The sequence below is a fragment of the Arthrobacter sp. YD4 genome (genome assembly GCF_030410515.1).
Classification (GTDB): domain Bacteria; phylum Actinomycetota; class Actinomycetes; order Actinomycetales; family Micrococcaceae; genus Arthrobacter.
The window spans coordinates 112,192-134,606 of record NZ_JAUHHD010000006.1 but is presented as its reverse complement, the minus strand read 5'-3'; the positions used below and the strand labels follow the sequence as shown (position 1 = coordinate 134,606).

Here is a 22,415-nt window from a genome sequence, read left to right as displayed (position 1 = left end):
GGCAAGGACAACGGCGGCCCGGGCCCGTCCGCTGCGGCGGCGGGACCGGGCCGATCCGTGTCCGGGCAGTGATGCGGCTAGCGCGACCGGAGAGCGGCGGGGCCTAGTCCCCAGCGCCGACGTCCTTGGCGTCCATGATCCGGTAGGCGTAGCCCTGCTCGGCCAGGAACCGCTGGCGCTTCGCGGCGAAGTCCTGGTCCAGGGTGTCCCGTGCCACCAGGGAGTAGAAGCGGGCGGCGCGGCCGTCCTGCTTGGGCCGCAGCAGCCGGCCCAGCCGCTGCGCCTCCTCCTGCCGGGACCCGAAGGATCCGGAGACCTGAATCGCCACGGACGCCTCCGGCAGGTCGATGGAGAAGTTGGCCACCTTGGACACCACCAGGGTGCGGACCTCGCCGGCGCGGAAGGCATCGAAGAGGCGCTGGCGTTCCTTGACGGAGGTGTCGCCCTTGATCACCGGGGCTTTGAGACGCCCGCCGATCTCGTCCAGCTGGTCGATGTACTGGCCGATCACCAGCAGCTGCTCGCCCTCGTGCTCCGCAACCAGCCGCTCCACGATCCCGGTCTTGGTCTCGGACGTGGCACAGAGCCGATACTTGTCGGCGTCGTCGGCCATGGCGTACGCCACCCGCTCGTCCCGCGGCAGGTCCACCCGGACCTCAACACAGTCCGCCGGCGCGATGTAGCCCTGCGCCTCGATGTCCTTCCACGGGGCGTCGTAGCGCTTGGGGCCGATCAGGCTGAAGACCTCGCCCTCGCGGCCGTCCTCGCGGACCAGGGTGGCCGTGAGCCCCAGCCGGCGCCGTGCCTGCAGGTCCGCGGTCATCCGAAAGATCGGCGCCGGCAGTAGGTGGACCTCGTCATAGATGATCAGGCCCCAATCGTTGCCGTCGACCAGTTCCAGGTGCGGGTACAGGCCGCCGCGCTTGGTGGTGAGCACCTGGTAGGTGGCGATGGTCACCGGCCGGACCTCCTTGACGGAGCCGGAGTACTCACCGATCTCCTCCTCGGTCAGGGAGGTGCGCTTGAGCAGCTCGTCCTTCCACTGCCGGGCCGAGACGGTGTTAGTGACCAGGATGAGCGTGGTGGTGGAACTGGTGGCCATCGCCGCCGCGCCCACCAAGGTCTTGCCGGCGCCGCAGGGGAGCACGACCACGCCGCTGCCGCCGGCCCAGAAGTTCTCCGTGGCCAGTTGCTGGTAGGGCCGCAGCTTCCAGCCGGTCTCGTCCAGCATGATCGGGTGCGGGGTCCCGTCCACGTAGCCGGCCAGGTCCTCCGCGGGCCAGCCGAGCTTCAGCAACAGCTGCTTGAGCTGACCGCGCTGGGAGGAATGGACCACCACGGTGTCCGCGTCAATCCGCGGGCCGAGCAGCGGCGCGATCTTCTTCGCGCGGCTGATTTCCTCGAGGACCGGGTAGTCGGAGGTGCGCATGACCAGGCCGTGCTGGGGGTCCTTCTCCAGCCGCAGCCGGCCGTACCGGGACATAGTCTCCTCGACGTCGATCAGGAGGGCATGGGGCACCGGAAAACGGGAGTACTTCAGCAGCGTGTCCAGCACCTTTTCGGCATCCAGGCCCGCGGCCCGTGCGTTCCAGAGGCCCAGCGGCGTCAGGCGGTAGCTGTGCACGTGCTCGGGGGCGCGTTCGAGTTCGGCGAAGGCGGCGATGGCGTGGCGCGCCTCGGTGGCCAGCTCGTGGTCGACCTCCAGAAGGATGGTCTTGTCGCTCTGGACGATCAGTGGTCCGTCATTCACGGGAGCAGTTCCTCGGTGGCCTCGACATCAATGATCCGGTGGACGGACAGGACCCGTTCGGTCTCCCTCGCGGGGTCGAACACGCGGACCCGTCCGCCACTCACAGCAAGCGGAACAACGCGCTCGCGGGTGGCATTCCCGAGGCCGTCGACCACGTTCATCATCACCGCCTGCTTCAACCGGATCGCCCGGTGCAGGGTCTCCAGCCCCAGCTGGGTGCTCGCCTCGGCGGCCGGCCCCGGGGCGCCGCTACCGCCCGGACCGTGGGCGGAGCCGGGGCCTGTGCCGCCGGCCGGATGCCCGCCGCGGAGCACCGCGAGCTGGGCGTCGACGTCGGCGTCCTCGGGGGCCGAGCGGGGCGCCGTGTAGACGGGGCGTGCGCTGCCGGGCGCGGCGGCGCTGCGCCGCAGCCGGACGACGGCGGACGCGGCGTCATCGAGGGAGGGCGTCATGCCCAGTCCGCGCATCACCTGGGCCGCGTCCCGGGGAGCGGCCGTGGAGACCAGGACCGTCGGGGCGAGGCGGACCAGGCCCAGTCCCGCGGCGGCGGGGGCGTTGAGCAGTTCCAGGAGCGCCGTCTCGTCCTCGCTCTGGATGAAACTGGACGCCGGGCCCACCCGCAGCCGCGCGTGGCGGGACGCGGTGTCCTCGATCAGGTACTCCAGCGGCTGCGGCACCGCGGTGGCCGAGTGCGTCCGGAGGAATTCCAGCAGGCCCGCGGCGTCCTGGCCGGCGTCGAGGGCGCGCCGGATGGAGCCGACCGAGAACCGGTAGATGGTCGCCGGGCCCTGGCCCTCGGCGTCGGCCATGGCGAGCAGCTTCCCGCTTAGCTCCGGGTCCAGGTAGCCGGGGGCGACGGCGGTCAGGTCGGCCTGAAGCAGCACGTGGTTCACGGCCGCCGGAAGGTGTTCGCCGAGGATGCCGAGCGCCGTCTCCGGATGGTCCAAGGCGATCTCGGCGCCGATCTGGCTCAGCGCCCCGGAACCCACCAGGCCCAGCATCTCCGCCTCCGCCAGCACGCCGCGGATCAGCGAGCTGAAGCGGCGGGCCATGCGCGGCTGCGACCAGTCGGCCCGCTCCAGCACCGCCGCGGCGTCCAGCACCGGGGCCCGGCCGTCCGCGGCACCGGCCTCAATGGTGAGTTCCTGCAGGATCTCCAGGATCCGCTTGCGCACCACCGGAGCGTCCGGCCGCTGGGCCTCGGCGGAGAGCGCGTTGATGGTGCCGGCGGCCCCCGCGGCCCGGCCCGCCGGGGCGGACGCGCCGCCGGCAGGCTGGCCCACGAGGGAGGGGACGCGTTCGCTGGAGAGCCAGGCGTTGACCAGCCACAGCCACTGCTCCTGCCGCGGCAGGGTCAACCATTCCAGCTGCTCGGGCTGGACCCAGGCCGAGCTGTCCACGTCGAGCCGGAGCAGTCCGGCCAGGGCGCACAGTTCCACCAGCACCCCGGCTTCCGGCAGCCCGATCCGCAGCGTGTCCGCGAGCCGCTTCATTTCCCGGACGCCAACGCCGCCGCTGCGGAGCGTGACAAGCGGCTGGGCCTGGACGGCGTGCAGCAGTTCGCCGGCCAGCCGGAGGGTCTCGGCGATCGCGCCGAGCGCCGCGTTCCGGCGCAGCGCGGCGCTGGTCAGGCCCAGGTTCGGCACCGGCGGGGCCAGGGCGAAGTGGTCGATCACGTACCCGCCGCGCAGGGCCAGCCCCACGCTGTGCGGCAGTTCCACGTGCGCGGCGTCCAGCGGGACCAGCAGGCCGCGGGCCAACAGCCAGTCGACCGGTCCGGCGTCGGCAGTCTCGGTCAGCACGGACACGCGGCGCTGCGCCTGCGGGACCGCGCCCATGGCCCAGTTTCCGAACCGGTCCAGCAGCGCGGCGGTCCGCTCCGGGGCGCGGGAGAGCAGGTCCTGCAGCGCCTCGGGCGAGCCGGTCCAGTGCTGCAGGGCGAGGGCGGCGTCCATCGGGGTGTCCGCCGGCGCGATCCCCGCCCCGGACTGGTGCAGCTCGGCCACCAGCTGGACCACCCGCTGCGCGAACGCCGGCTGCAGGCGCACGAGCTCGGTGTAGCTGCGGCCCAGGCCCGCCGGATAGATGCCGATGACATCCTTCAGGCTGCCGACCGGCAGGTAGTGGCGTTGCCGTGCCGCCGGGGCCCCGGTGCCGTGCGACGGGTCGGCCCGGTGCACGAGGGCCAGGTCCTGGAGCGAGGCCAGCAGCCGCTCCAGCGCCGCCACGGTGGAGCCCTTGATCAGCCGCTTGAGTGTTGCCGCCGAGGCGCTGTGGCCGGTGTCGGCGTTGGTGCACAGGTGCAGCGCCTCCAGCACCTGCATCTGCGGCCGGTTCAGCCGTTCCAGGGCGCGCTGGACGCTGACGCGGCCGCTGGCCCGGGCGGCCAGCGCGGCGAAGTTGGGGACGGCGGGGATCATCAGGTCCGGCCGCGCGGCGAACAGGGCCCGCAGCGAATCGTCGCTGCGCGCCTGCAGGTCCTCGCCGAGCGCGCGGATCTGGGACATGGGGTCTCCGTCAGCCCCTGCCGAGGCCGCGGGCACGGCGGCGGGCGATGACGGCGTCGAGCACCAGGAGGGCCATCAGCAGGAATGCGGCCGGCAGGCCGTACAGCGCGGCCGAGGTCAGCCAGACCGGCGCCACGGCGTTGCCGGCGGCCAGGGCGATCACCGCGCCGAAGGCGGCCAGGGAAAGGACGGCGACGGCGGCGGCGAGGATCAGCAGGGAGCGCCGGAGACGCTGTGGAGTCATGACAGCAACGCTAACAGTCCGCCTGCATCCGCGCCTCAAGCGCTCAAATCTGCCCGGGCACGATAACCTTGAAGGAACAGACCAACACGGTCGGGGCGGTCATACCCTGAACCCGCACATCGGTGCGGATGCGGTGACCGCCGGCCGCGTCCCAGCAGAACGAAGAAGGTTGATTACGTGCCTACCGGCAAGGTCAAGTGGTATGACAAGGAAAAAGGCTTCGGATTCCTCGCGGGCGAGGACGGCCAGGAGGTCTTCTTGCCCAAGTCCGCATTGCCCGAGGGCGTCGTTGAGCTGAAGGCCGGAACCCGGGTTGAGTTCGGCGTGGCCGACGGCCGCAAGGGCGCCCAGGCCCTGGGCCTGCGGGTGCTGGACAAGACTCCGTCGATCGCCAAGGCGAAGCGGCCCAGCGCCAAGGACCTCGCGCCCCTGGTCCAGGACCTGGTGACGGTGCTGGACAACCTCTCCGGCACCCTGTCCGCCGGCAAGTACCCCGAGGGCAACAAGGCGAAGGCTATTGCCGCCGCCCTGCGCAAGGTTGCCGACGAGCTGGACGCGTAGGGTCCGGCCGATGACTGCGGAACCTGAAGAGACCGGCTCCCCGGTGCCCGACGCCGGACGGAAGCCGGCGTCCAAGGCGTCCGGCGCCGGAGCGAAGGGCACCAAGGCGGCGGCCAAACCGCGGTACGGCGTGCCCGTGTGGCGGGTGGGCAAGCCCGACGCCTTCCTGGCCGCGTCCATCGACGTCGCCCGCACCGCGGTGGAGGGCATCGCCGAGCCCGAGCAGGTGGGACGCCACCTGGCGGCCAAGAGCGAGGGCGACCGCCTGGTGACCCATCTGTTCGAATCCAAGCTTCCCGGCTACGGCGGCTGGCAGTGGTACGCCGTGCTGACCCGGAACTCCCGTTCCAAGGTGGTGACGGTGGACGAGCTGGGGCTGTTGCCCTCGGAGGACTCCATCCTGGCCCCCGAGTGGGTGCCGTGGGCCGAACGCGTCCGGCCCGAGGATGCCCAGCCCGACGACGGCCACGAGGACGCCGGGGCTGAGCACCGGGACGAGTCCGACGCCGAGGCGGACAACGCCTGCAGCCCCGACGCCGCCCGGGACGACGCCGTGCAGGACGCCCCCCAGGACGAGTCGGGCCAGGACGATGCTCCCGCGGAGTCCGGGACTGGCGCGACGGACGAGCCCGGGGACGAACCCGACGAACGCGCAGCGGACGCCCGGTCCGTCGCCGGGACCGACTAGCGGTTTGGCGGCGTTCAGGGCGGAGCAGCGGGAGGACCTTCCATGAGGTCCACCTTCAAATCGCTGCACATCCTGAACTACCGCATCTGGTTCCTCGGGGCCCTGGTTTCGAACATCGGCACCTGGATGCAGCGGACCGCCCAGGATTGGCTGGTCTTCGATCACCTCAGCCACCAGGACGCCGGCGCCATGGGCATCACCATGGCCCTCCAGCTGGGACCCCAGCTGTTCCTGGCCCCGGTCGCCGGACTGGTGGCCGACCGCTTCAACCGCAAGACCCTCCTGAACCTCACCCAGTCGTCCATGGCGCTGCTGAGCGCCCTGCTGGGCGCGCTGGTGCTCTCCGGGGCGGCGCAGCTCTGGCACGTGTACATCTTTGCCCTGCTTTTGGGCGTCGTCTCGGCCGTCGACGCCCCGGTCCGCCAGACCTTCGTCTCGGAGCTGGTCAAGGACGACTACCTGCCCAACGCCGTCGCCCTCAACAGCGCCTCCTTCAACGTCGCCCGGATGATCGGGCCCGCGGTCGCCGGTGTCCTGACCGTCGCGATCGGCCCCGGCTGGGTGTTCCTGGTCAACACCCTGACCTTCGTGGCGCTGCTGGCCAGCCTCGCCCGGATCCCGACGGCGTCGCTGCGGAAACTCCCCAAGGCGCGCGGCGGCAAGGGCCGGATCCGGGAGGGCCTGCGCTACGTGCGGCACCGGCCGGACATTGTGGTGGTCCTCGTGGCGGTCTTCATCGTCGGGACCCTGGGCCTGAACTTCGTGCTCTTCATCGCCGCGATGGTGGGCACCGAGTTCGGCCTCGACGCCGGTGCCTTCGGGCTGATGAACTCGATCATGGCCATCGGCTCGGTCGCCGGGGCCCTGCTCTCGGCCGGCCGCGGCCGCCCGCGGATGCGGATGATCTTCGGGGCCGCCGGGGTCTTCGGCATCACCTCCGGGCTGGCCGCTCTGGCCCCGAACTACTTCTGGTACGGCGTGGCCCTGGTTCCGGTGGGCCTGTGCGCCATCACCATGATGACCAGCGCCAACGGCTACGTGCAGACCACCACGGACCCGGCCATGCGCGGCCGCGTGATGGCCCTGTACATGGCGATCTTCATGGGCGGAACACCCATCGGGGCGCCGTTCGTCGGCTGGGTGGCGAACGTCGCCGGCCCTCGCTGGTCCATGGGCGTCGCCGCTGCAGCCGGCGTGGGCGCGGCCCTGATCGGGATGGTCTGGATCATCCGGGCACGCCACCTGCGGATCGCCTTCAACCGGCGGGCCCGCGGCCTGCGCTTCTTCCGGCTGGTGCCAGGCGGGGCGATCGGCACGGCAGACGACGACGGCGTCGTCCGGGCGGTAAACCCCGACGACGCCGCCAGCCGCTAGGCCGCCCCGGAGGGCGGCCCCGGGCCTACTTCGCCAGCTCTGCCACGACGTAGTCGATGCACTCCAGCAGGGCCGACACGTCGTCCGGCTCGATCGCGACGAAGGTCGCGATCCGCAGCTGGTTACGGCCCAGCTTCCGGTACGGCTCGGTGTCGACAATCCCGTTGGCGCGCAGCACCTTGGCGATCGCGGCGGCGTCGACCGACTCGTCGAAGTCGATCGTGGCGATCACGTTGGAGCGGTCGGCCGGGTCCGTAACGAACGGGGTGGCAAAGCTGGACGCCTCGGCCCAGCGGTAGATCCGTCCGGCGGAGTCGGCGGTGCGTGCCGCGGCGAAGTCCAGGCCTCCGCTGGCGTTGAGCCAGCGCACCTGCGCGTCCAGGGTCACCAGGGTGGCCAGCGCGGGGGTGTTATAGGTCTGGTTCAGCCGCGAGTTGTCGATGGCGGTCTGCAGGTCCAGGAAGTCCGGGATCCAGCGGCCGGAGGCCTTGACCCGGGCGGCCCGCTCCAGGGCCGCGGGGGAGAACAGGCCAAGCCACAGTCCGCCGTCGGAGGCGAAGTTCTTCTGCGGCGCGAAGTAGTAGACGTCGGACTCGGCGACGTCGACATCCAGGCCGCCGGCGGCGGAGGTCGCGTCGACCAGGACCAGCGAGCCCTCGTCCGCGCCGGCCACCCGCCGGACCGGGGCGGCCACGCCGGTGGAGGTCTCATTCTGCGGCCAGGCGTAGACGTCCACACCGGCCTCCGCCCGCGCCTCGGGCCGGGTGCCCGGCTCGGCCTTGATGATCGAGGACTCGGCCAGGAAGGGCGCCTTGTTCGTGGCGGCGGCGAACTTGGAGCCGAACTCGCCGAAGGAGAGGTGCTGTGCCTTGTTCTCCACGAGCCCGAAGCTGGCGATATCCCAGAACGCCGTCGAGCCGCCGACCCCCAGGACCACCTCGCAGCCCTCGGGGGCGCGGAAGAAGTCGCTGAGGCCGGAGCGGACCGAGCCCACCAGGTTCTTGACCGGGGCCTGGCGGTGCGAGGTGCCGAGCAGGGTGGCCGAGGCCGACGCCAGGGCCTCCATCTGTTCCGGGCGGACCTTCGAGGGCCCGGCGCCAAACCGGCCGTCCTTGGGAAGAAGGTTCGCGGGAATGGTGATGCTGGTGTCGCTCACAATGGCTCCAATGGTCGGCTGGGTGCGAGAGGTGGCTGGTCGGCCGGTAAGGACCGCTTCCATTCTGCCCGACGGCGGCCCCGGCGCCGGAAAACGGGCTGTCACAGTCCGGTCAGGAAGCCGGCCCTCAAATTATCCGGAGTAATTCACAATAGGCTAGGCTGTCCGGAGCGTATGGCGGATCCCGGGTGGCCGCACCCCGCACGCTGTACGGTGGAATGATGCAAGGACGGCGCTCAAGGAGCTGAGCTGGATGACGGATCTGATCGACACTACGGAGATGTATCTTCGGACCATTTTGGAGCTTGAGGAAGAGAACATCGTCGCGCTCCGGGCCCGCATTGCCGAACGACTCCGCCACTCCGGACCCACCGTCTCCCAGACCGTCGGCCGGATGGAACGCGACGGGCTGGTCGTGGTCTCCGGCGACCGCCACCTGGAACTGACCGAGGTGGGGCGGCGGCGCGCCACCGCGGTGATGCGCAAGCACCGCCTCGCCGAACGGCTGCTGGCCGACGTGATCGGCCTGGACTGGGCCTATGTCCACGAGGAAGCCTGCCGCTGGGAGCACGTGATGAGCGAACGGGTCGAGCGCCGCATCTTCGAGATGCTGGACCACCCCACCGTCTCCCCGTACGGCAACCCCATCCCGGGCCTCGCCGAACTGGGCGGCCTGCCGACGGCGGAGCCGGCCGACGGCGTCGTCAACCTCCTGGACGCCATGGCGGGATATGCCGCGGGCTCCCGCATTACCGTGAGCCGGCTTGCCGAACCCATCCAGGTGGAACCGGAACTCCTGGTGCAGCTGGACGAGGGTGGTATCCGGCCCGGGGCCACCGTCTCGCTGGAGCGGGTGGGGGAGTACATCTCCGTCCGCGTCCCCGACATCGAGGGGGCGCTCGAGCTGCCGCCCGAGGTCGCCGCGCACGTCTTCGTTACCCGCGGGTAGCGCGGCGCGGAAGCATACCGTAAGGGTGCTGTTTACTAGCCGGTCTAGGAGATAACGAAATTATTACTATGGGTCTTAATCCCCTATAGTTATCGACTAGTACCGAGACTAAAGCGTTACCTGATCCGAAGCCGAGCTCTGCCAGCGGATCAGGGTGCGAATCACCTTCTGGCAGAGGCGGGGGAACCACTACCGGCCGGTAATTCCGGCCTTGGGGTGAAGTCCGCTAGCGGCAAGCGAACTCTCTGAGGACACCTTTTCCGGGTGCCTCTCTGCCTGGATGCTTGCATCGGCGGACCGGGTCTATGCACTCTCTGACCCGAATCCGACAGCTAACTTCGCAGGCTTTTCAGAGAGGAACCACTTGAGCACGCAGACCGTCCGCGGGCGCCGCCGCGCCGCCGGCCCCGCTCCGGAGCCGCGCCCCGCCGTCGATGTCACCGCCCCGCGCCCCCGCGACGCGCACCGGGACGAGCGCCGCAGCCGGCGCAGCCCGCTCCGCCAGGTCGCAGACTTCGCCGCCGTCACCGGCATGGGCCAGAAGGCCGGCATGACCCTGGCCGCCGCTGGCATCGCGCTCACCGTGGCCGTCCCCGTTACCGGCCCCGCTCTGGCCGTCGACGCCCCCACCTCGGGATCTGTCTCCGCGGCGGCCCAGCCCGAGGTCAAGGCCGCCGCGGCCCAGATCGACTTCAACCGCACCGCCGTCACCACCAAGGGCGACCCGGACGGCAAGCTCAAGCAGCTGCTCAGCGCGCAATCCGTCGGCTCCATCACCCGCGCCGCATCCGCGGGGACGCTCGGCGCCCCGCTAGACACCATGATCACGGCTTCGCCCTTCGGTTACCGGATCAGCCCCATTACCGGCGCGGTGGGCGAATTCCACCGCGGCCAGGACTACGCCGCCCAGTGCGGGACGGCCGTCCATGCCGCAGCAAGCGGCACCGTAACCTTCTCCGGCTGGCACCCCTACGGGGGCGGCAACCGGATTGTGGTCGACCATGGCAATGGCCTGGAGACCACGTATAACCACTTGTCGTCATCCAGCGTCCACGTCGGCCAGAAGGTCTCCCGTGGCGATGTGATAGCGATGAGCGGAACAACCGGTGCCTCCACCGGCTGCCACCTCCACTTCGAGGTGATGGTCAATGGGGACGTCGTTGATCCGCTGGGCTGGCTCTAGAAGAGCCCTTCGCAATGCTCACACTTCCGTGACACGCCGTGATCTGAATGTGACATTGAGTCCGAACTGTTGTACCGTATGAAGCACGCCAACTTCACCGAAGTTGGCGCTCTTGAGTGGATTGCCTAACTCTGCCACCGCTCAAGGTCCGTTCGCATGACATCGTCTGGCAGGGGCGGGGGAACCAATTTTGGTCTTCGCAAGAAGGCCTAGGGGTTAAGTCGCAAAGCTTCCCAGGAAGCGGAGCGGCCGGGTGACTCCCATCCGAATCCGACAGCTCACCTCGTAGGCATTGGGAGAGGCTACTTTCGTGTCTTCACGCCACAATGCTGCGCGTTTTCGCGCCGGCGAGGCTCAGTCGAGCCCGCTGATTACCATGCACCGCGTTGCCCTTGCCGGCGCCCGGGATGGTTCACGCAATGCAGTTCCTGCTTTTGGCGCGTCTTCGCAGTACACCCTTCGCTAAAGAAACCCGTTTCGGGGCGATCCGGCGTACCCCCAAGATGCCGGAGCGTCCTTAGTCCCGCCTGTTCAAGAGCGCGGACACAAAGGATCACGAAAGAGAGAACTAAATGACTACTCGTGCAACCATTGCACGCCACCGCGCGGAGGTCACCAAGACCAACTCGCTGGCTGTCATTGCCAAGGCCGTCGGCGACAACGCCGGTGGCATGGGTCGCCAGGCTGCGGTTATCGCTGCTGCCTCGGGCCTGGTCCTGACCAGCGGTATCGCGGCCAACGCCGCCGAGACCAACGTTCAGCGCGAATCCACCTCTGCTTCCGCCACCGAGGTTCAGTCCACCGCTCCGGCCACCATCTCGGCGGCCTCCAGCATCGCCATCTCCTACGAGAAGCCTGCTGTGACCACCGCGGCCGCCCCCGTCGTCGAGGCCCCGAAGCCCGTCGTCAAGGTGCAGGAAGCTGACACCAACGCCAACACCGCCGCTGCCACCCCGGCTGCCGGCACCGCGGTCAACGCGTCTGTCGCCACCAAGGCTCCGGCCGCCACCAGCGGCATGGGCGCCTCGATCGCCGCCGCCGCTTACGCCCAGATCGGCGTGTCCCAGGACTGCACCATGCTGGCCACCAACGCCCTGGCCGCCGTCGGCATCCACTACCACGGCTGGCCGGCAGGTTACCTGTCCCTGGGCCGCACCGTCAGCGCCGCCGAAGCGCAGCCGGGTGACCTCGCGTACTACCAGAACGGCGGCATGGGCATGGCCCACATCGCCGTTTACGTCGGCAACGGCATGGCCGTCCACGGCGGCTGGAACGGCGGCACCACCGCCCTCTACAGCGTCAACGTCGGTTCCGGCCCGGTCTTCATCCGCGTCGGCGGCTAAGACCCCCGCTTCCCGCGAAGCTTCGAAAAGGACCCCTGTCACCGGCGGGGGTCCTTTTCCATTAAGCCCTCGGGCTCTCGCCGGAAGGCCCCGGAGCCGGACCGGCCCGGGATCCGCCACGGATGGCCCAAAGCCCGAAATTCGGTAATCCGGGCCACCCGTGTTTACTCTTGTGGTGTCGATCCTTAGCCTGACCATGCAGAGGGCAGCCGGCCCTCGTGCCACTGGCGGGTGCGGCCGTGAAGAGGGATGCGGATGCGCACACTCGTTCTGAATGCTGGATATGAACCGCTGGCGGTGGTGACCTTCCGCCGGGCACTGGTGCTCGTGCTGACGGGCAAGGCCAGCGTCGTGGCCGAGGGGGACGACCCCGTGGTGGGGCCGCAGGAGATCCTCGGCCGGCCGAGCGTCATCCTGCTCAACCGCTACATCCGTCCGCGCTACAACACCGTGACCGCGGTCAGCCGTCGCGGAGTGCTCCGCCGGGACGGCCACCGGTGCGCGTACTGCGCCAAACCGGCCCACACCATCGACCACGTCCAGCCCAAGTCCCGGGGCGGAGCCGACTCCTGGGAGAACCTGGTGGCTGCCTGCCTGCGCTGCAACAACGTCAAGGGCGACCACACCCCGGCAGAGATGGGCTGGAAGCTCGGGTTCACCCCCGGTCCACCGAAGGGCACCATCTGGCAGATCAAGGAACTGGAGAAGCCCACCCCCGCATGGGATCCGTTCCTGCTGCCGGAATCCGCGCACTAGCACCGCCGGCCGCCCGCAGGCGGCTAGGCTGGGCGGGTGGAATTCGACGCCGTCATCCTCGCCGGGGGTAGGTCCTCCCGGCTGGGCGGAACCCCCAAGGCCGCCCTCCGCTTCCGCGGGGATACCCTGCTGGAGCGGTCGCTGCTCGCTGCGGCCGGGGCGCAGGGCGTTGCAGTCGTGGGCCCGGAAGCCGGCGCCCGCGCGGCCGGAGTCCTCCTGTGTCGTGAAGACCCGCCCTTCGCCGGACCCGCGGCAGCCCTGGCCGCCGGACTCGAAGCCCTCGCCGGCGGGGGAGCGGCCGGCCGAAACCCCGCGCCGCTGACGCTGGTTCTGGCCTGCGACATGCCGCTGGTCGCCGAAGCCGTCCCCGCCCTCTTCGTCGACCGTTCCCGGGCGCAGCCCGGCTCGGATGGCAGTGTCGCCGTTTCCGCGGACGGCCGGATCCAGCCGTTGGCCGGTCTTTATGACACGGCCGCGCTACAACGATCGGTGGCGGACGCGGCACGGCGCGGCACGCTGGAGGGCGGATCGTTGTTCGGCCTGCTTGCTAGTCTGGACCTGCGGACGGTTCCCGTGCCGCCCGGGTCCACCGACGACGTCGACACCTGGGCGGACGCCCAGGCCCTGGGGGTCGCGTGTCCCGGCGTGGCCGGGAACGGAAGCGGCCGCCCGCACACGACATGAAAGGCCCACCGTGAAGAGCCAGGACGAAACCCTCGAGGACTGGTGCCGCGCGCTGCTCCAGGCCCTCGAGCTCGACGGCGTCGACATCGACATCAACGAGGTACTGGGACTCGCCGGGGTTGCCGCGCACTCCGTGGTCCGCCCGGCCGCACCGCTGACCACCTTCATCGCCGGTTTCGCCGCCGGGCTGGCCTCCGGCACCGGCCAGGCCACCGACGAGGTCTCCATGCGCGCCGCCATGGGCGTCGCGCGGAAACTCGCCAAGGAATACGCCGCCGAGGCCCCCGGGGAATGACGTCCGAGCCACCCCGCGACGACGCCGACGACGCCGGGACCGAGCCCGCCGCGCACCGGCACCTGGCCCACACCTGGCAGGAAGCCCGGGAGCTCTCGTTCGACTGCGCCAGCCCGATCCCGCCGGCCCCGGTGGCCCTGCGCCGCGCCCTCGGCCGCACCCTCGCCGCCGACGTCACCGCCCTGCACGACATGCCGCACTACGCGTCCTCGGCCATGGACGGCTGGGCGGTGAACGGCAGCGGGCCCTGGATCCTGGCCGAGCCGGGGCAGCGCCTCGCACCGCACCAGGCCAGTCCCATCGTCACCGGCGGGCTGATCCCGGCCGGTGCGAAGGCCGTCCTCCGCAGCGAGAGCGGGATGATCGGCCCCGACGAGGACCAGTTGCCGGTGCTGAAGCTTGGCGGCGGCGCGAAGCCGGGGGAGCCACGCAACGGCGACCACATCCGCAAAGCCGCCGAGGAAGCGGCCGAGGGTGAGGTCCTGATCCCCAAGGGGACCGTGCTCAACCCGGCCCACCTGGCCCTCGCCGCCCTCGCCGGCCATGACGCGCTGCCCGTGCTGGGGAAACCGGTGGTCCGCCTGGTTTTCACCGGCTCCGAGGTGGTCGCCAGCGGCGTGCCCCAGCCGGGGGAGGTCCGGGACACCTTCAGCCCGCAGCTCTCCGCCGTCGTCGACCTGCTCGGCGGCGTCCCCGCCGGCGAAATCAAGATCGGTGACGGGGACGCGGAATGGCTCGCCGCCCTGGAGGACCCCGAACCCGTGGGCGACGACGAGGACACCCCGCCCGCCGACGTCGTCATCACCACCGGGGGGACGGGCCGGTCCGGGACCGACCACCTGCGCCGCACCGTCGAGCAGTTGGGCGGCAGGCTGCTGATCGACGGCATCGCGATGCGTCCCGGCCACCCCGCGGTCCTGGCCGAACTGCCCGACGGACGCTTCATCATCGGGCTGCCCGGCAACCCGCTCGCAGCCATGATGGCGCTCTCCACCATCGGCGGACCACTCCTGGCCGCGCTGGGTCACCGGCCCCCGCCGCCCGTCACGGAGGTCCCGTGCGGCACGATGATCGACGCCGATCCCGGCCGCACCCGGCTGATGCCCTTCCGCATGGTCTACGGCATGGCCTCCCCGGCCCAGCACACCGGCCCCGGCATGATGCGCGGACTCGCTGCCGCCGACGGGGTCCTGGTGGTCCCGCCGCACGGGGCGCAGCTGGGCGAACCCGTCCCGGCGTTCGCGCTGCCCTGGGGGAGGCCGCTGCCCGAGCCTGACGCCGGCAAGCCCGCACCGAAACCCGCCGCCCGGCGCACCCCGAAGAAGCCGGGCGGCAACGGTCCGGTCGATTGGAGCGCCCTGCTTGGCTGACACCGGCCAGACGGGGCCCGGCGTGGCTGGCGCCGGCTTGGCTGGCACCACGGCCGAGTTCAGAATGGATCCAGGGGCGGGAGCCGGCCGCAGGCCGGGCCGCCCCACCGCACCGCTGATGAGGAGTACCGAATGGGCCGCGTGACGCAACGCCGCAAAGTGCACAAGTTTGTCCTGGACGGATCCCCGCAGGCGCGTGAGTTCCCGGTCCGGTACCGCGAGGACGTGCTGGCGGTGGAGGAACCACTGGAGGTGCGGCTGGGCAGCACGTCCTTCTCCGTCACCATGCGCACCCCGGGCAACGACTTCGACCTGGTGGCCGGCTTCCTGGTCTCCGAGGGGATCATCTGGTCCGCCGACCAGCTCGTCTCGCTGCGCTTCTGCGCCGGCGAGGACGAAGACGGCGTGCAGACCTTCAACGTGGTGGAAGCCCAGCTCCGGCCCGATGTCGTCCGCCCCGACACCGGACGGAACTTCTTCACCTCAAGCTCCTGCGGGATCTGCGGCACCGATTCGATCGAGGCCGTCGAGAAGTCCTCGCACTTCAGCCCCGCGGGGGACCCGGTGGCCGTGCCCGTCGAGACGCTGGCCGCGCTCCCGGACCGGCTGCGTGAGGCCCAGGCGGTCTTCGACGCGACCGGCGGCGTGCACGCCGCGGGGCTGTTCCGCATCTCCGACGACGGCGGCGCCGAGCTCCTCTGCCTGCGCGAGGACGTCGGCCGCCACAACGCCGTCGACAAGGTAGTGGGCTGGGCACTCCGGGAGGGGCTGCTGCCCCTGCGCGGCACCGTCCTGCAAGTCTCCGGCCGCGCCTCCTTCGAACTCGTGCAAAAGGCCTCGCTCGCCGGAATTCCCGTCCTGTCCGCCGTCAGCGCACCCAGCAGCCTGGCCGTGGAACTCGCCGAAGCCAGCGGGATGACGCTGGCGGGCTTCAGCCGGGGCACCAGCCTGAACGTGTACGCCGGCCACGAACGGATCGGCGTGCCGGCCGCCCTGCCCTCAACCGGACGGCTGGCCTAAGCCCCCGTGGCGCCGTAGATTAATCCAACGACTGGATTCAGGCCTGCGCCCGGTTCCTCCGCACCCGAGCAAAAAGAGGTTCACTGTGCACGACGACCGCCGTCTCACGGAAGTCCGGCTGGACCGCTTCGCGCGCGAACGCATCGTTCCGGCCATCTACCCCCGCACCGTCCCGCTGCGCCTGAGCAGCTGGACCGCGCCCGGGGAACCCGTCCCGGCCCTGGAAGCCCTGCAGCAGGACTTCACCCCGCAGGACCCCCGGGCACCCTGGGGCGGCCCGTGGTCCACCACCTGGCTGCGGCTCCAGGGCGAGGTGCCGGAGACCTGGGGCAGCGCGCCGGACACCGCCGTCGAGGTCCTGGTTGACCTGGGGTTCAGCGCGGACCTGCCGGGCTTCCAGTGTGAAGGCACCGCCTGGCGGCCCGACGGCACCGTCATCAAAGCCATCTCGCCGCGGAACCAGTACATTCCGCTGAAACTCCTCGGCAGCGGCATGACGGTGGACTTCTACGTCGAGGCGGCCGCGAACCCCGACCTCTCACAGGGCTGGACCTTCGCCGCCACGCCGCTGGGTGACAAGGCCACCGCGGGCACCGAGCCCCGCTACCGGCTGGGCCGGATCGTGATCGCCGAACTGGACCAGTGCGTCTGGGAACTGCACCAGGACATCTGGACGCTGCGGGGGCTGATGCACGAACTGCCCATGGAGCTGCCCCGCCGCCACGTGATCCTCCGCGCCCTGGAGCGGATGCTGGACACCATGGACCCGGACGACGTCGCCGGCACGGCCGCCGCCGGACGCGCGCAGCTCGCCGAGGTGCTCTCCCGCCCGGCCTACGCCTCGTCCCACCAGCTGCTGGCCACCGGCCACGCGCACATCGACTCGGCCTGGCTCTGGCCGGTCCGGGAGACCATCCGCAAGTGCGCCCGGACCTTCTCCAATGTGGTGGCGCTGATGGACGAGGACCCGGACTTCGTCTTCTCCTGCTCCTCCGCGCAGCAGCTGGCCTGGATGAAGGAGTTCTACCCGGAACTGTTCGAACGGATCCGGGACAAGGTCCGCGCCGGCCAGTTCGTCCCCGTCGGCGGGATGTGGGTCGAGGCGGACAGCAACATGCCCGGCGGCGAGGCCATGGCGCGGCAGTTCCTCGAGGGCAAGAGCTTCTTCCTGGCCGAGTTCGACGTCGAATGCCACGAGGCCTGGCTGCCGGACACCTTCGGCTACTCCGCCGCGCTGCCGCAGATCGTCAAGGCCGCCGGCAGCCGCTGGTTCCTGACCCAGAAGATCTCCTGGAACCAGGTCAACCGGATGCCGCACCACACCTTCGAGTGGGAGGGAATCGACGGCACCCGCCTCTTCACCCACTTCCCGCCGGTAGACAGCTACAGCTCCGAGATCAGCGGCCGCGAACTGGCCCACGCCGAGCGCAACTACCGGGACCACGGCCGCGGCAGCATGTCCCTGCTGCCCTTCGGCTACGGCGACGGCGGCGGCGGACCCACCCGGGAGATGCTGGCGGCCGCCCGGCGAACCGCTGACCTGGAGGGCTCGCCGCGGGTGCGGATCGGCTCCGCGGCGGACTTCTTCGGCGGGGCGGCGGAAGACTATCCGTCACCGCCGGTGTGGGTGGGGGAGCTGTATCTGGAGCTCCACCGCGGCACCTACACCAGCCAGGCCAACACCAAGCGGGGGAACCGCCGCTGCGAGCACCTGCTCCGGGAGGCGGAGCTCTGGTCCGCCACCGCGGCGGTCCGGGCCGGCGCAGCCTACCCGGCGGCCGAGCTGAAGCGGCTGTGGCGCCTGGTGCTGCTGCAGCAGTTCCACGACATCCTGCCCGGCAGCTCGATCGCCTGGGTGCACCAGGACGCGGAACGGAACTACGACGCCGTCGCCCGTGACCTCGAGGCGATCATCGCGGCCGCGGCCGCCGCCGCTCTCGGGGACGGGGACCGCGATATCCTGCTCAACGCCGCCCCGCACGCCCGCGCCGGGGTCCCCGCGCTCGGCGCGGCCGAACCTCAAACCGCCGGCGCCGCCGTGAACGCGACGGCGGCCGACAGCGGCTTCGTGCTGGACAACGGGATCATCCGTGCCGTAGTGGACGCGAACGGGCTGCTGGTCTCACTCCGGGACCACGCCAGCGGACGGGAGGCGATCGCCCCCGGCACCGCCGGCAACCTCCTGGAACTGCACCGGGACACCCCCAACGAATGGGACGCCTGGGACATCGATTCCTTCTACCGGCGCAACGTCACCGCCCTGACCGAGGCCCGGTCCGTGACCCTGGAGCGCGACGGCGGTGACGCCATCGTCGTGATCGAGCGGATGGCGGGCGGCTCACCCGTGACGCAGCGGCTGAGGCTGGCGTCGGGGTCCGCGTCGCTGGAGATCGCCACGGCCGTGGACTGGCGGGAGCGCGAGAAGCTGCTCAAGCTGGGGTTCCCCTTGGACCTGCGGGCGGACCGTTCCGCCGCGGAGACCCAGTTCGGCCATGTCTTCCGGCCCACGCACGTCAACACGTCCTGGGAGGCGGCGAAGTTTGAGATTTGCGCCCACCGCTGGATCCACGTGGAGGAGCCCGGGTATGGCGTGGCGGTCAGCAACGCGGCCAGCTACGGCCATGACGTCACCCGCCAGGTCAGGGACGACGGGGGAACCACCACCACGGTGCGGGTCTCGCTGCTGCGGGCGCCGAAGTTCCCCGACCCCGGCGCAGACCAGGGGCCGCACGAGCTGACCGTGACGGTGCGGCCCGGTGCGGGCATTGCCGACGCCGTCGAGGAGGGGTACCGCACCAACCTTGCGCCCCGCATGGTCAAGGGGGCGCACGGGGCGGAGCCGCTGGTCGCCGTGAGCAACCCGGCCCTGGTGGTGGAGGCGGTAAAACTGGCCGAGGACGGCTCCGGTGACGTGGTGGTCAGGCTCTATGAGGCCCTCGGCCGACGCTCGCGGGGGGTACTCTCGGCGAACTTCGCCGTGTCCCGGGTCTGGTCTGTGGACCTGCTGGAGCGTCCGGCGGACGCGCCCGGCGTCGAGATCCGCGGGGCCGATGCGGTGCTGGAGCTGCGCCCGTTCCAGCTGGTGACCCTGCGCCTGGCCCGCTGAACCGGGTCTTTCCGGCGGTTCCGGCAACCTGCGGGCGGCCGCGGAGCGGAAAAGTGGCCTTAAACCAGGCTGAGTGGGAGCGGTCCTTGCGGACCGCTACCACTCATCCCCCCAATGGCGCTTGGACGACCGCCGGTCCAATCAGACTGAATCCCCATTCAAGGGACCGGGCGGCGTTTTCACACATTCATGATTCTCTCACGGTCTAATGATTTTGTGAATGCATGACGTTATTTTTCCCGGAACGTTGCCGGAGCGTTATCTTGCGGCCGGGACAGGCGCCCCGACAACCAGAAGAGCAGCAGCCCGAGCACGTAGCCGAGGACCGCCGCGTAGTTCACCACGATGCGTGCGTCGTCCCAGGCGTCTGGCGCAAAACTAACGGGGACCGTGAGGATGGCGGCGACCGCTCCGGCGGCGGTCAGGCCCGCGCCGCTGCGCACCAGCCGGGGCAACTGTGCCCGCACCGCGGCGAGAAGGGCGGGCAGCAGGACCAGCGAGATGTAAGCAGGGTAGACGCGTCCGAAGCCCGCGTACAGCGGCTCGAGCGCTGCGTTCCGCCCACCCCGGTCCGGCAGCGCCTCCAGCCCCGCCGAGGAGCCGCGGGTGTCCATCAGGAAGAACGTCACCGCAAGCGCCACGCACGCCGCTGCCAGGGCCAGGCGTCCCCACCGGCCCGTCACCAGTTCCCGGGTACGGGCGCCGCCCAGGGCCCGGGATAGGCGCAGCCCCACCAGCAGGACCATGGCACAGACCAGGAAGCGCAGGACGAGATTGGTCAGGTTGATCCCGCCGAGGGCGCCGTCGACGGCGGCATAGGGGCCCGGGAGGCTGAGCAGGCTGCAGAGGGTGGCCAGGGACAGGATGCCAAAGACGGTCCGGTTCCGGCCGCGGACGGCGTCGGGCACACGGAGCAGCAGAGCCACGCCGCAAACAATCAGGGTTCCCCATCCCAGCAACGTCATGATGCCTCGTTTCTAGGGGGAGAAGCTGCTCTCGGATGAAGGCAGCGGATTTCGGCGCCGGGCCTGCGCCCTGATTTTGTCCGCCCAGACGGCGGCCAGGCCCAGGACGTAGCAGAGCACGGCGGTGTAATTGACGATGAACCGGATGAATCCCATGCCCGGTGGGATGATCGGTGACGACAGGCTGAGGACCAACCCCACCGCGCCGACCGACAGGAACACCGCCGCGAGCCGGATCAGCACCGGGAGGCGGCTGCGCACGGTACGGATCATGGTCGGCAACAGGACCACCGCGATGTAGCAGGGGTAAAGCCGGCCGAACGCGCCGTAAACCTCTACCAGTGCGGCGTTTCGAGCGTCCTTGGCTGCAATAGCTTTGAGGCCCGCAGAGGACCCTTGGGTGTCCATCAGCAGGAAGGTCACGATGACGGCGGCGCAGGCCAGGGCCAGTGCGGTGACGCCCGGCTTCCCGGCAATCCATGAGAGCGCCCGCCCGGCGCCGAAACCGCGGGCGACGCGCAGCCCGATCAGCAGAATGACCCCGAAGATGACGAACCTGAGCACCAGGTTGGCAATGTTGGTGCCGCCCAGGAGCTGGTCCACCGCGACGTAGGGCGCCTCCATGCTGAGCAGGATGGCGAGCGTCATCAGCAGAAAGATCCCGAACATGAGCCGGTTCTCCCCGCGGAGGGCGCTAGGGATGCGAAACACGGCCAGGAGTGCGCAGACGCCCAGCGTGGTCCATTGCAGGATGTCGATCACCCCAGGTTCTCCCAGATCTTCTCGGTCTGGGCCTGTTCCTGTTCCTGCCGCCGCAGGGTGCGGCCCAGGGCCTGGAGCCGGTCACCGGCGAGGGAAACGAGGTCACCGTCGGACAGGGCGTCGAGGGCTTCCTGCCGGGCTGAGGGGGACCAACCGGCCTCCGCCTCCGTGATCAGGCCGGTAGCCACAAAGCCGGCGCTGAAGCCGACGCCGGCAGCCCGCGATGTGGCAATGGCCAGTTCCGGGGACAACCGGTTGGCGGTCAGCTGCGCCGAGTAATTTTGCGGGGCGACGCCGGAGGCGGCCGACACCCGGTGCCGCAGTTCGCCGTCGTCGACGGCGTCCACCCAGTTCCGCACGGAGGTGGCGTGGGGCGGCGGGCTCAGTGTCAGTCGTCCGCTCCGGCCCGAGGAGCGCGCCACGACAGCCTCCAGGAGGTCCATGGTGGCGATCTGGCTCACGAGTTCCGCGGAGGTGGGAGGCCGCCTCAGCTGCTTGAGCTCGGCGTACTGATCGAAAGAGGACAGGGCCTCGGCGGGGTTGATCCCCAGTGCCCGGCTGATGCTGACCACGGAGGTTTCGGCCACCTTGCCCCGCACCAACTGCTGCGCCAGGGTCGTCCGTTTCAGTCCCGAGATCCTGCAGATGTCAGCGGTGCTTGCCGCGGGCGCAACACCATGGAGCCAGAGTTGGAAGGCTTTGGCGGGTAAGGGCATCTATGACTTTCTGCGGATTCGTACCGGAGCGGGGTGGCAGGGCCTCACAGCACTAGCGGTACGCCGCCGACGATGGCCGGCACCCCCCAATGCTGAGAACCATTATAGGTCGCTCTTGCCCGTCTTCGCCGGTCCCGCCATGCGGGATTCGTGGGAATTCTTCAGCCCGGAGCCCACGGACCGCCGGGCGGACAGCCGTCCCAGCCAGATCAGGGCCAGTCCCAGTACCAGCCCCATGACGGCAGCCGAGCTGATGTAGTACTGGAGGAAAGTCAGGCCGCGGGGGACGAGATCGCTGAACGGCATCACAACCATGGCGATAGAACCCAGCGTCAGGAGCGCGGCCCCTCCCCGAACCAGCCCCGGGAGGCGGGACCGCAGCGCGTGGATGGTTGCCGGCAGGAGGCAGGCGGCCACGTAGGCGGGGTAGAGCCGACCGGCCAGGGTGTAGAGGGCGATGAGCTGGCGGTTGTGCTCGCTTTGGTCCGGCAGCGTGGCCAGTCCTACCGAGGTGCCGGCGGTGTTCGCCAGCAGGAATGGCACGGCGGTGGCCAGGCAGATCAGCGCCAGAGCGGTCAGCCCGGCCGGGCCCAGCAGGAGCCGGAGGCTCCGTTTGTTCTCGAAGCCCTTGGCGATCTTGTAGCCGGCCAGCAGCACGGTGCCGTAGATGACGAACCGCAGGATCAGGTTGGCGTAGTTTTGAGACCCCAGTAGATGGTCGATGGCGTCATAGCTTGCCTGAATGCTGAGCACCATGGCCACGGTGGCCAGCAGGAAAATGCCGAACAGGGATCGGTTTTCGCCGCGCAACGCAGCGGGAATCCTGAGAAGTGTGATGACAGCGCAGACCGCTAGAACGGAGACCAGGAGGGTGGTGATCACGGGCTGGTTCCTCTTTCGGCGTGTCCGCACCTGCCCCCGCTGTGCACTGTCATTGGTCCGGACCTGACGCCGGCGATTTTGCCGGCGGGCCCGAATCAACTATG

The 22,415-nt window shown here is 70.2% G+C and carries 20 protein-coding genes and 2 riboswitches; of the genes, 12 read left to right on the top strand and 8 right to left on the bottom strand.

The annotated features are described in order from the left end of the window. Window positions 1–103: 103 nt before the first annotated feature. From QWJ39_RS15195 to QWJ39_RS15185, 3 genes are read right to left on the bottom strand one after another with little or no spacing between them, the layout of a single operon-like run. On the bottom strand, window positions 104–1,750 hold the full coding sequence (locus tag QWJ39_RS15195; RefSeq protein WP_290258708.1) for a DNA repair helicase XPB: 1,647 nt from the start codon (window positions 1,748–1,750) through the stop codon (window positions 104–106). Further along, on the bottom strand, window positions 1,747–4,257 hold the full coding sequence (locus QWJ39_RS15190; RefSeq protein WP_290258707.1) for a helicase-associated domain-containing protein: 2,511 nt from the start codon (window positions 4,255–4,257) through the stop codon (window positions 1,747–1,749). Before QWJ39_RS15190 ends, QWJ39_RS15195 begins: the two co-directional genes overlap by 4 nt. Before the next feature lie 10 nt (window positions 4,258–4,267). Then, on the bottom strand, window positions 4,268–4,501 hold the full coding sequence (locus tag QWJ39_RS15185) for a hypothetical protein (protein WP_290258706.1): 234 nt from the start codon (window positions 4,499–4,501) through the stop codon (window positions 4,268–4,270). A 177-nt stretch (window positions 4,502–4,678) separates the two neighbouring features. On the opposite strand from QWJ39_RS15185, the gene QWJ39_RS15180 reads away from it, so the two are divergent. Genes QWJ39_RS15180 through QWJ39_RS15170 form a run of 3 tightly spaced genes read left to right on the top strand, consistent with a single transcriptional unit; the run spans window position 4,679 to window position 7,124 of the window. Next, window positions 4,679–5,062: a cold shock domain-containing protein gene (locus tag QWJ39_RS15180; protein WP_290258705.1), complete on the top strand. Its 384-nt coding sequence runs from the start codon at window positions 4,679–4,681 to the stop codon at window positions 5,060–5,062. Between the two features lie 10 nt (window positions 5,063–5,072). Beyond that, the gene (locus QWJ39_RS15175; protein WP_290258704.1) at window positions 5,073–5,750 is read left to right on the top strand and encodes a DUF3027 domain-containing protein; all 678 of its coding nucleotides are present in this window, start codon (window positions 5,073–5,075) and stop codon (window positions 5,748–5,750) included. Window positions 5,751–5,792: 42 nt separating this feature from the next. After that, window positions 5,793–7,124, top strand: coding sequence for an MFS transporter (locus QWJ39_RS15170; RefSeq protein WP_290258703.1), 1,332 nt, complete (start codon window positions 5,793–5,795; stop codon window positions 7,122–7,124). Between the two features lie 25 nt (window positions 7,125–7,149). Here QWJ39_RS15170 and serC read toward each other — a convergent pair whose 3' ends face one another. Then, on the bottom strand, window positions 7,150–8,280 hold the full coding sequence (gene serC, locus QWJ39_RS15165) for a phosphoserine transaminase (protein ID WP_290258702.1): 1,131 nt from the start codon (window positions 8,278–8,280) through the stop codon (window positions 7,150–7,152). Between the two features lie 253 nt (window positions 8,281–8,533). Here serC and QWJ39_RS15160 point away from each other — a divergent pair, with 253 nt between their 5' ends. The 9 genes from QWJ39_RS15160 to QWJ39_RS15120 all read left to right on the top strand — a co-directional run bounded on the left by QWJ39_RS15160 (window position 8,534) and on the right by QWJ39_RS15120 (window position 18,986). Continuing rightward, a complete protein-coding gene (locus QWJ39_RS15160) occupies window positions 8,534–9,229 on the top strand; it encodes a metal-dependent transcriptional regulator (protein WP_290258701.1) in 696 nt (231 codons plus the stop codon). A gap of 119 nt (window positions 9,230–9,348) precedes the next feature. Then, window positions 9,349–9,591, top strand: a riboswitch (cyclic di-AMP (ydaO/yuaA leader). Window positions 9,592–9,593: 2 nt separating this feature from the next. Then, window positions 9,594–10,412 (top strand): peptidoglycan DD-metalloendopeptidase family protein, encoded by an 819-nt coding sequence (locus QWJ39_RS15155; protein WP_290258699.1) that lies wholly within the window; start codon window positions 9,594–9,596, stop codon window positions 10,410–10,412. A gap of 112 nt (window positions 10,413–10,524) precedes the next feature. After that, window positions 10,525–10,718, top strand: a riboswitch (cyclic di-AMP (ydaO/yuaA leader). 266 nt (window positions 10,719–10,984) lie between these two features. Next, the gene (locus tag QWJ39_RS15150) at window positions 10,985–11,755 is read left to right on the top strand and encodes an NlpC/P60 family protein (RefSeq protein ID WP_290258698.1); all 771 of its coding nucleotides are present in this window, start codon (window positions 10,985–10,987) and stop codon (window positions 11,753–11,755) included. A 255-nt stretch (window positions 11,756–12,010) separates the two neighbouring features. Continuing rightward, window positions 12,011–12,511: an HNH endonuclease gene (locus tag QWJ39_RS15145; RefSeq protein WP_290258696.1), complete on the top strand. Its 501-nt coding sequence runs from the start codon at window positions 12,011–12,013 to the stop codon at window positions 12,509–12,511. Between the two features lie 36 nt (window positions 12,512–12,547). Further along, window positions 12,548–13,195 (top strand): NTP transferase domain-containing protein, encoded by a 648-nt coding sequence (locus QWJ39_RS15140; RefSeq protein ID WP_290258695.1) that lies wholly within the window; start codon window positions 12,548–12,550, stop codon window positions 13,193–13,195. 10 nt (window positions 13,196–13,205) lie between these two features. Continuing rightward, window positions 13,206–13,490, top strand: coding sequence for a DUF6457 domain-containing protein (locus tag QWJ39_RS15135; RefSeq protein WP_290258694.1), 285 nt, complete (start codon window positions 13,206–13,208; stop codon window positions 13,488–13,490). After that, a complete protein-coding gene (locus QWJ39_RS15130; RefSeq protein WP_290258693.1) occupies window positions 13,487–14,860 on the top strand; it encodes a molybdopterin-binding protein in 1,374 nt (457 codons plus the stop codon). The genes QWJ39_RS15135 and QWJ39_RS15130 overlap by 4 nt, the downstream gene beginning before the upstream one ends. A 132-nt stretch (window positions 14,861–14,992) precedes the next feature. Next, entirely contained in the window at window positions 14,993–15,880 is an 888-nt protein-coding gene (gene fdhD / locus QWJ39_RS15125) for a formate dehydrogenase accessory sulfurtransferase FdhD (protein WP_290258692.1), read from the top strand. 85 nt (window positions 15,881–15,965) lie between these two features. Then, window positions 15,966–18,986 (top strand): glycoside hydrolase family 38 C-terminal domain-containing protein, encoded by a 3,021-nt coding sequence (locus QWJ39_RS15120; protein ID WP_290258691.1) that lies wholly within the window; start codon window positions 15,966–15,968, stop codon window positions 18,984–18,986. 230 nt (window positions 18,987–19,216) lie between these two features. Here QWJ39_RS15120 and QWJ39_RS15115 read toward each other — a convergent pair whose 3' ends face one another. The 4 genes from QWJ39_RS15115 to QWJ39_RS15100 form a co-directional block, all read right to left on the bottom strand. Beyond that, window positions 19,217–19,951 carry a hypothetical protein gene (locus QWJ39_RS15115; protein ID WP_290258690.1) on the bottom strand — a complete coding sequence of 245 codons (735 nt, stop codon included), beginning with the start codon at window positions 19,949–19,951 and terminating at the stop codon, window positions 19,217–19,219. A gap of 12 nt (window positions 19,952–19,963) precedes the next feature. Then, window positions 19,964–20,713, bottom strand: a complete 750-nt coding sequence (locus QWJ39_RS15110; RefSeq protein WP_290258689.1) for a hypothetical protein — start codon at window positions 20,711–20,713, stop codon at window positions 19,964–19,966. Further along, on the bottom strand, window positions 20,710–21,429 hold the full coding sequence (locus QWJ39_RS15105) for a hypothetical protein (protein ID WP_290258688.1): 720 nt from the start codon (window positions 21,427–21,429) through the stop codon (window positions 20,710–20,712). Before QWJ39_RS15105 ends, QWJ39_RS15110 begins: the two co-directional genes overlap by 4 nt. A gap of 102 nt (window positions 21,430–21,531) precedes the next feature. Continuing rightward, window positions 21,532–22,311: a hypothetical protein gene (locus QWJ39_RS15100; protein ID WP_290258687.1), complete on the bottom strand. Its 780-nt coding sequence runs from the start codon at window positions 22,309–22,311 to the stop codon at window positions 21,532–21,534. Window positions 22,312–22,415: the final 104 nt, after the last annotated feature.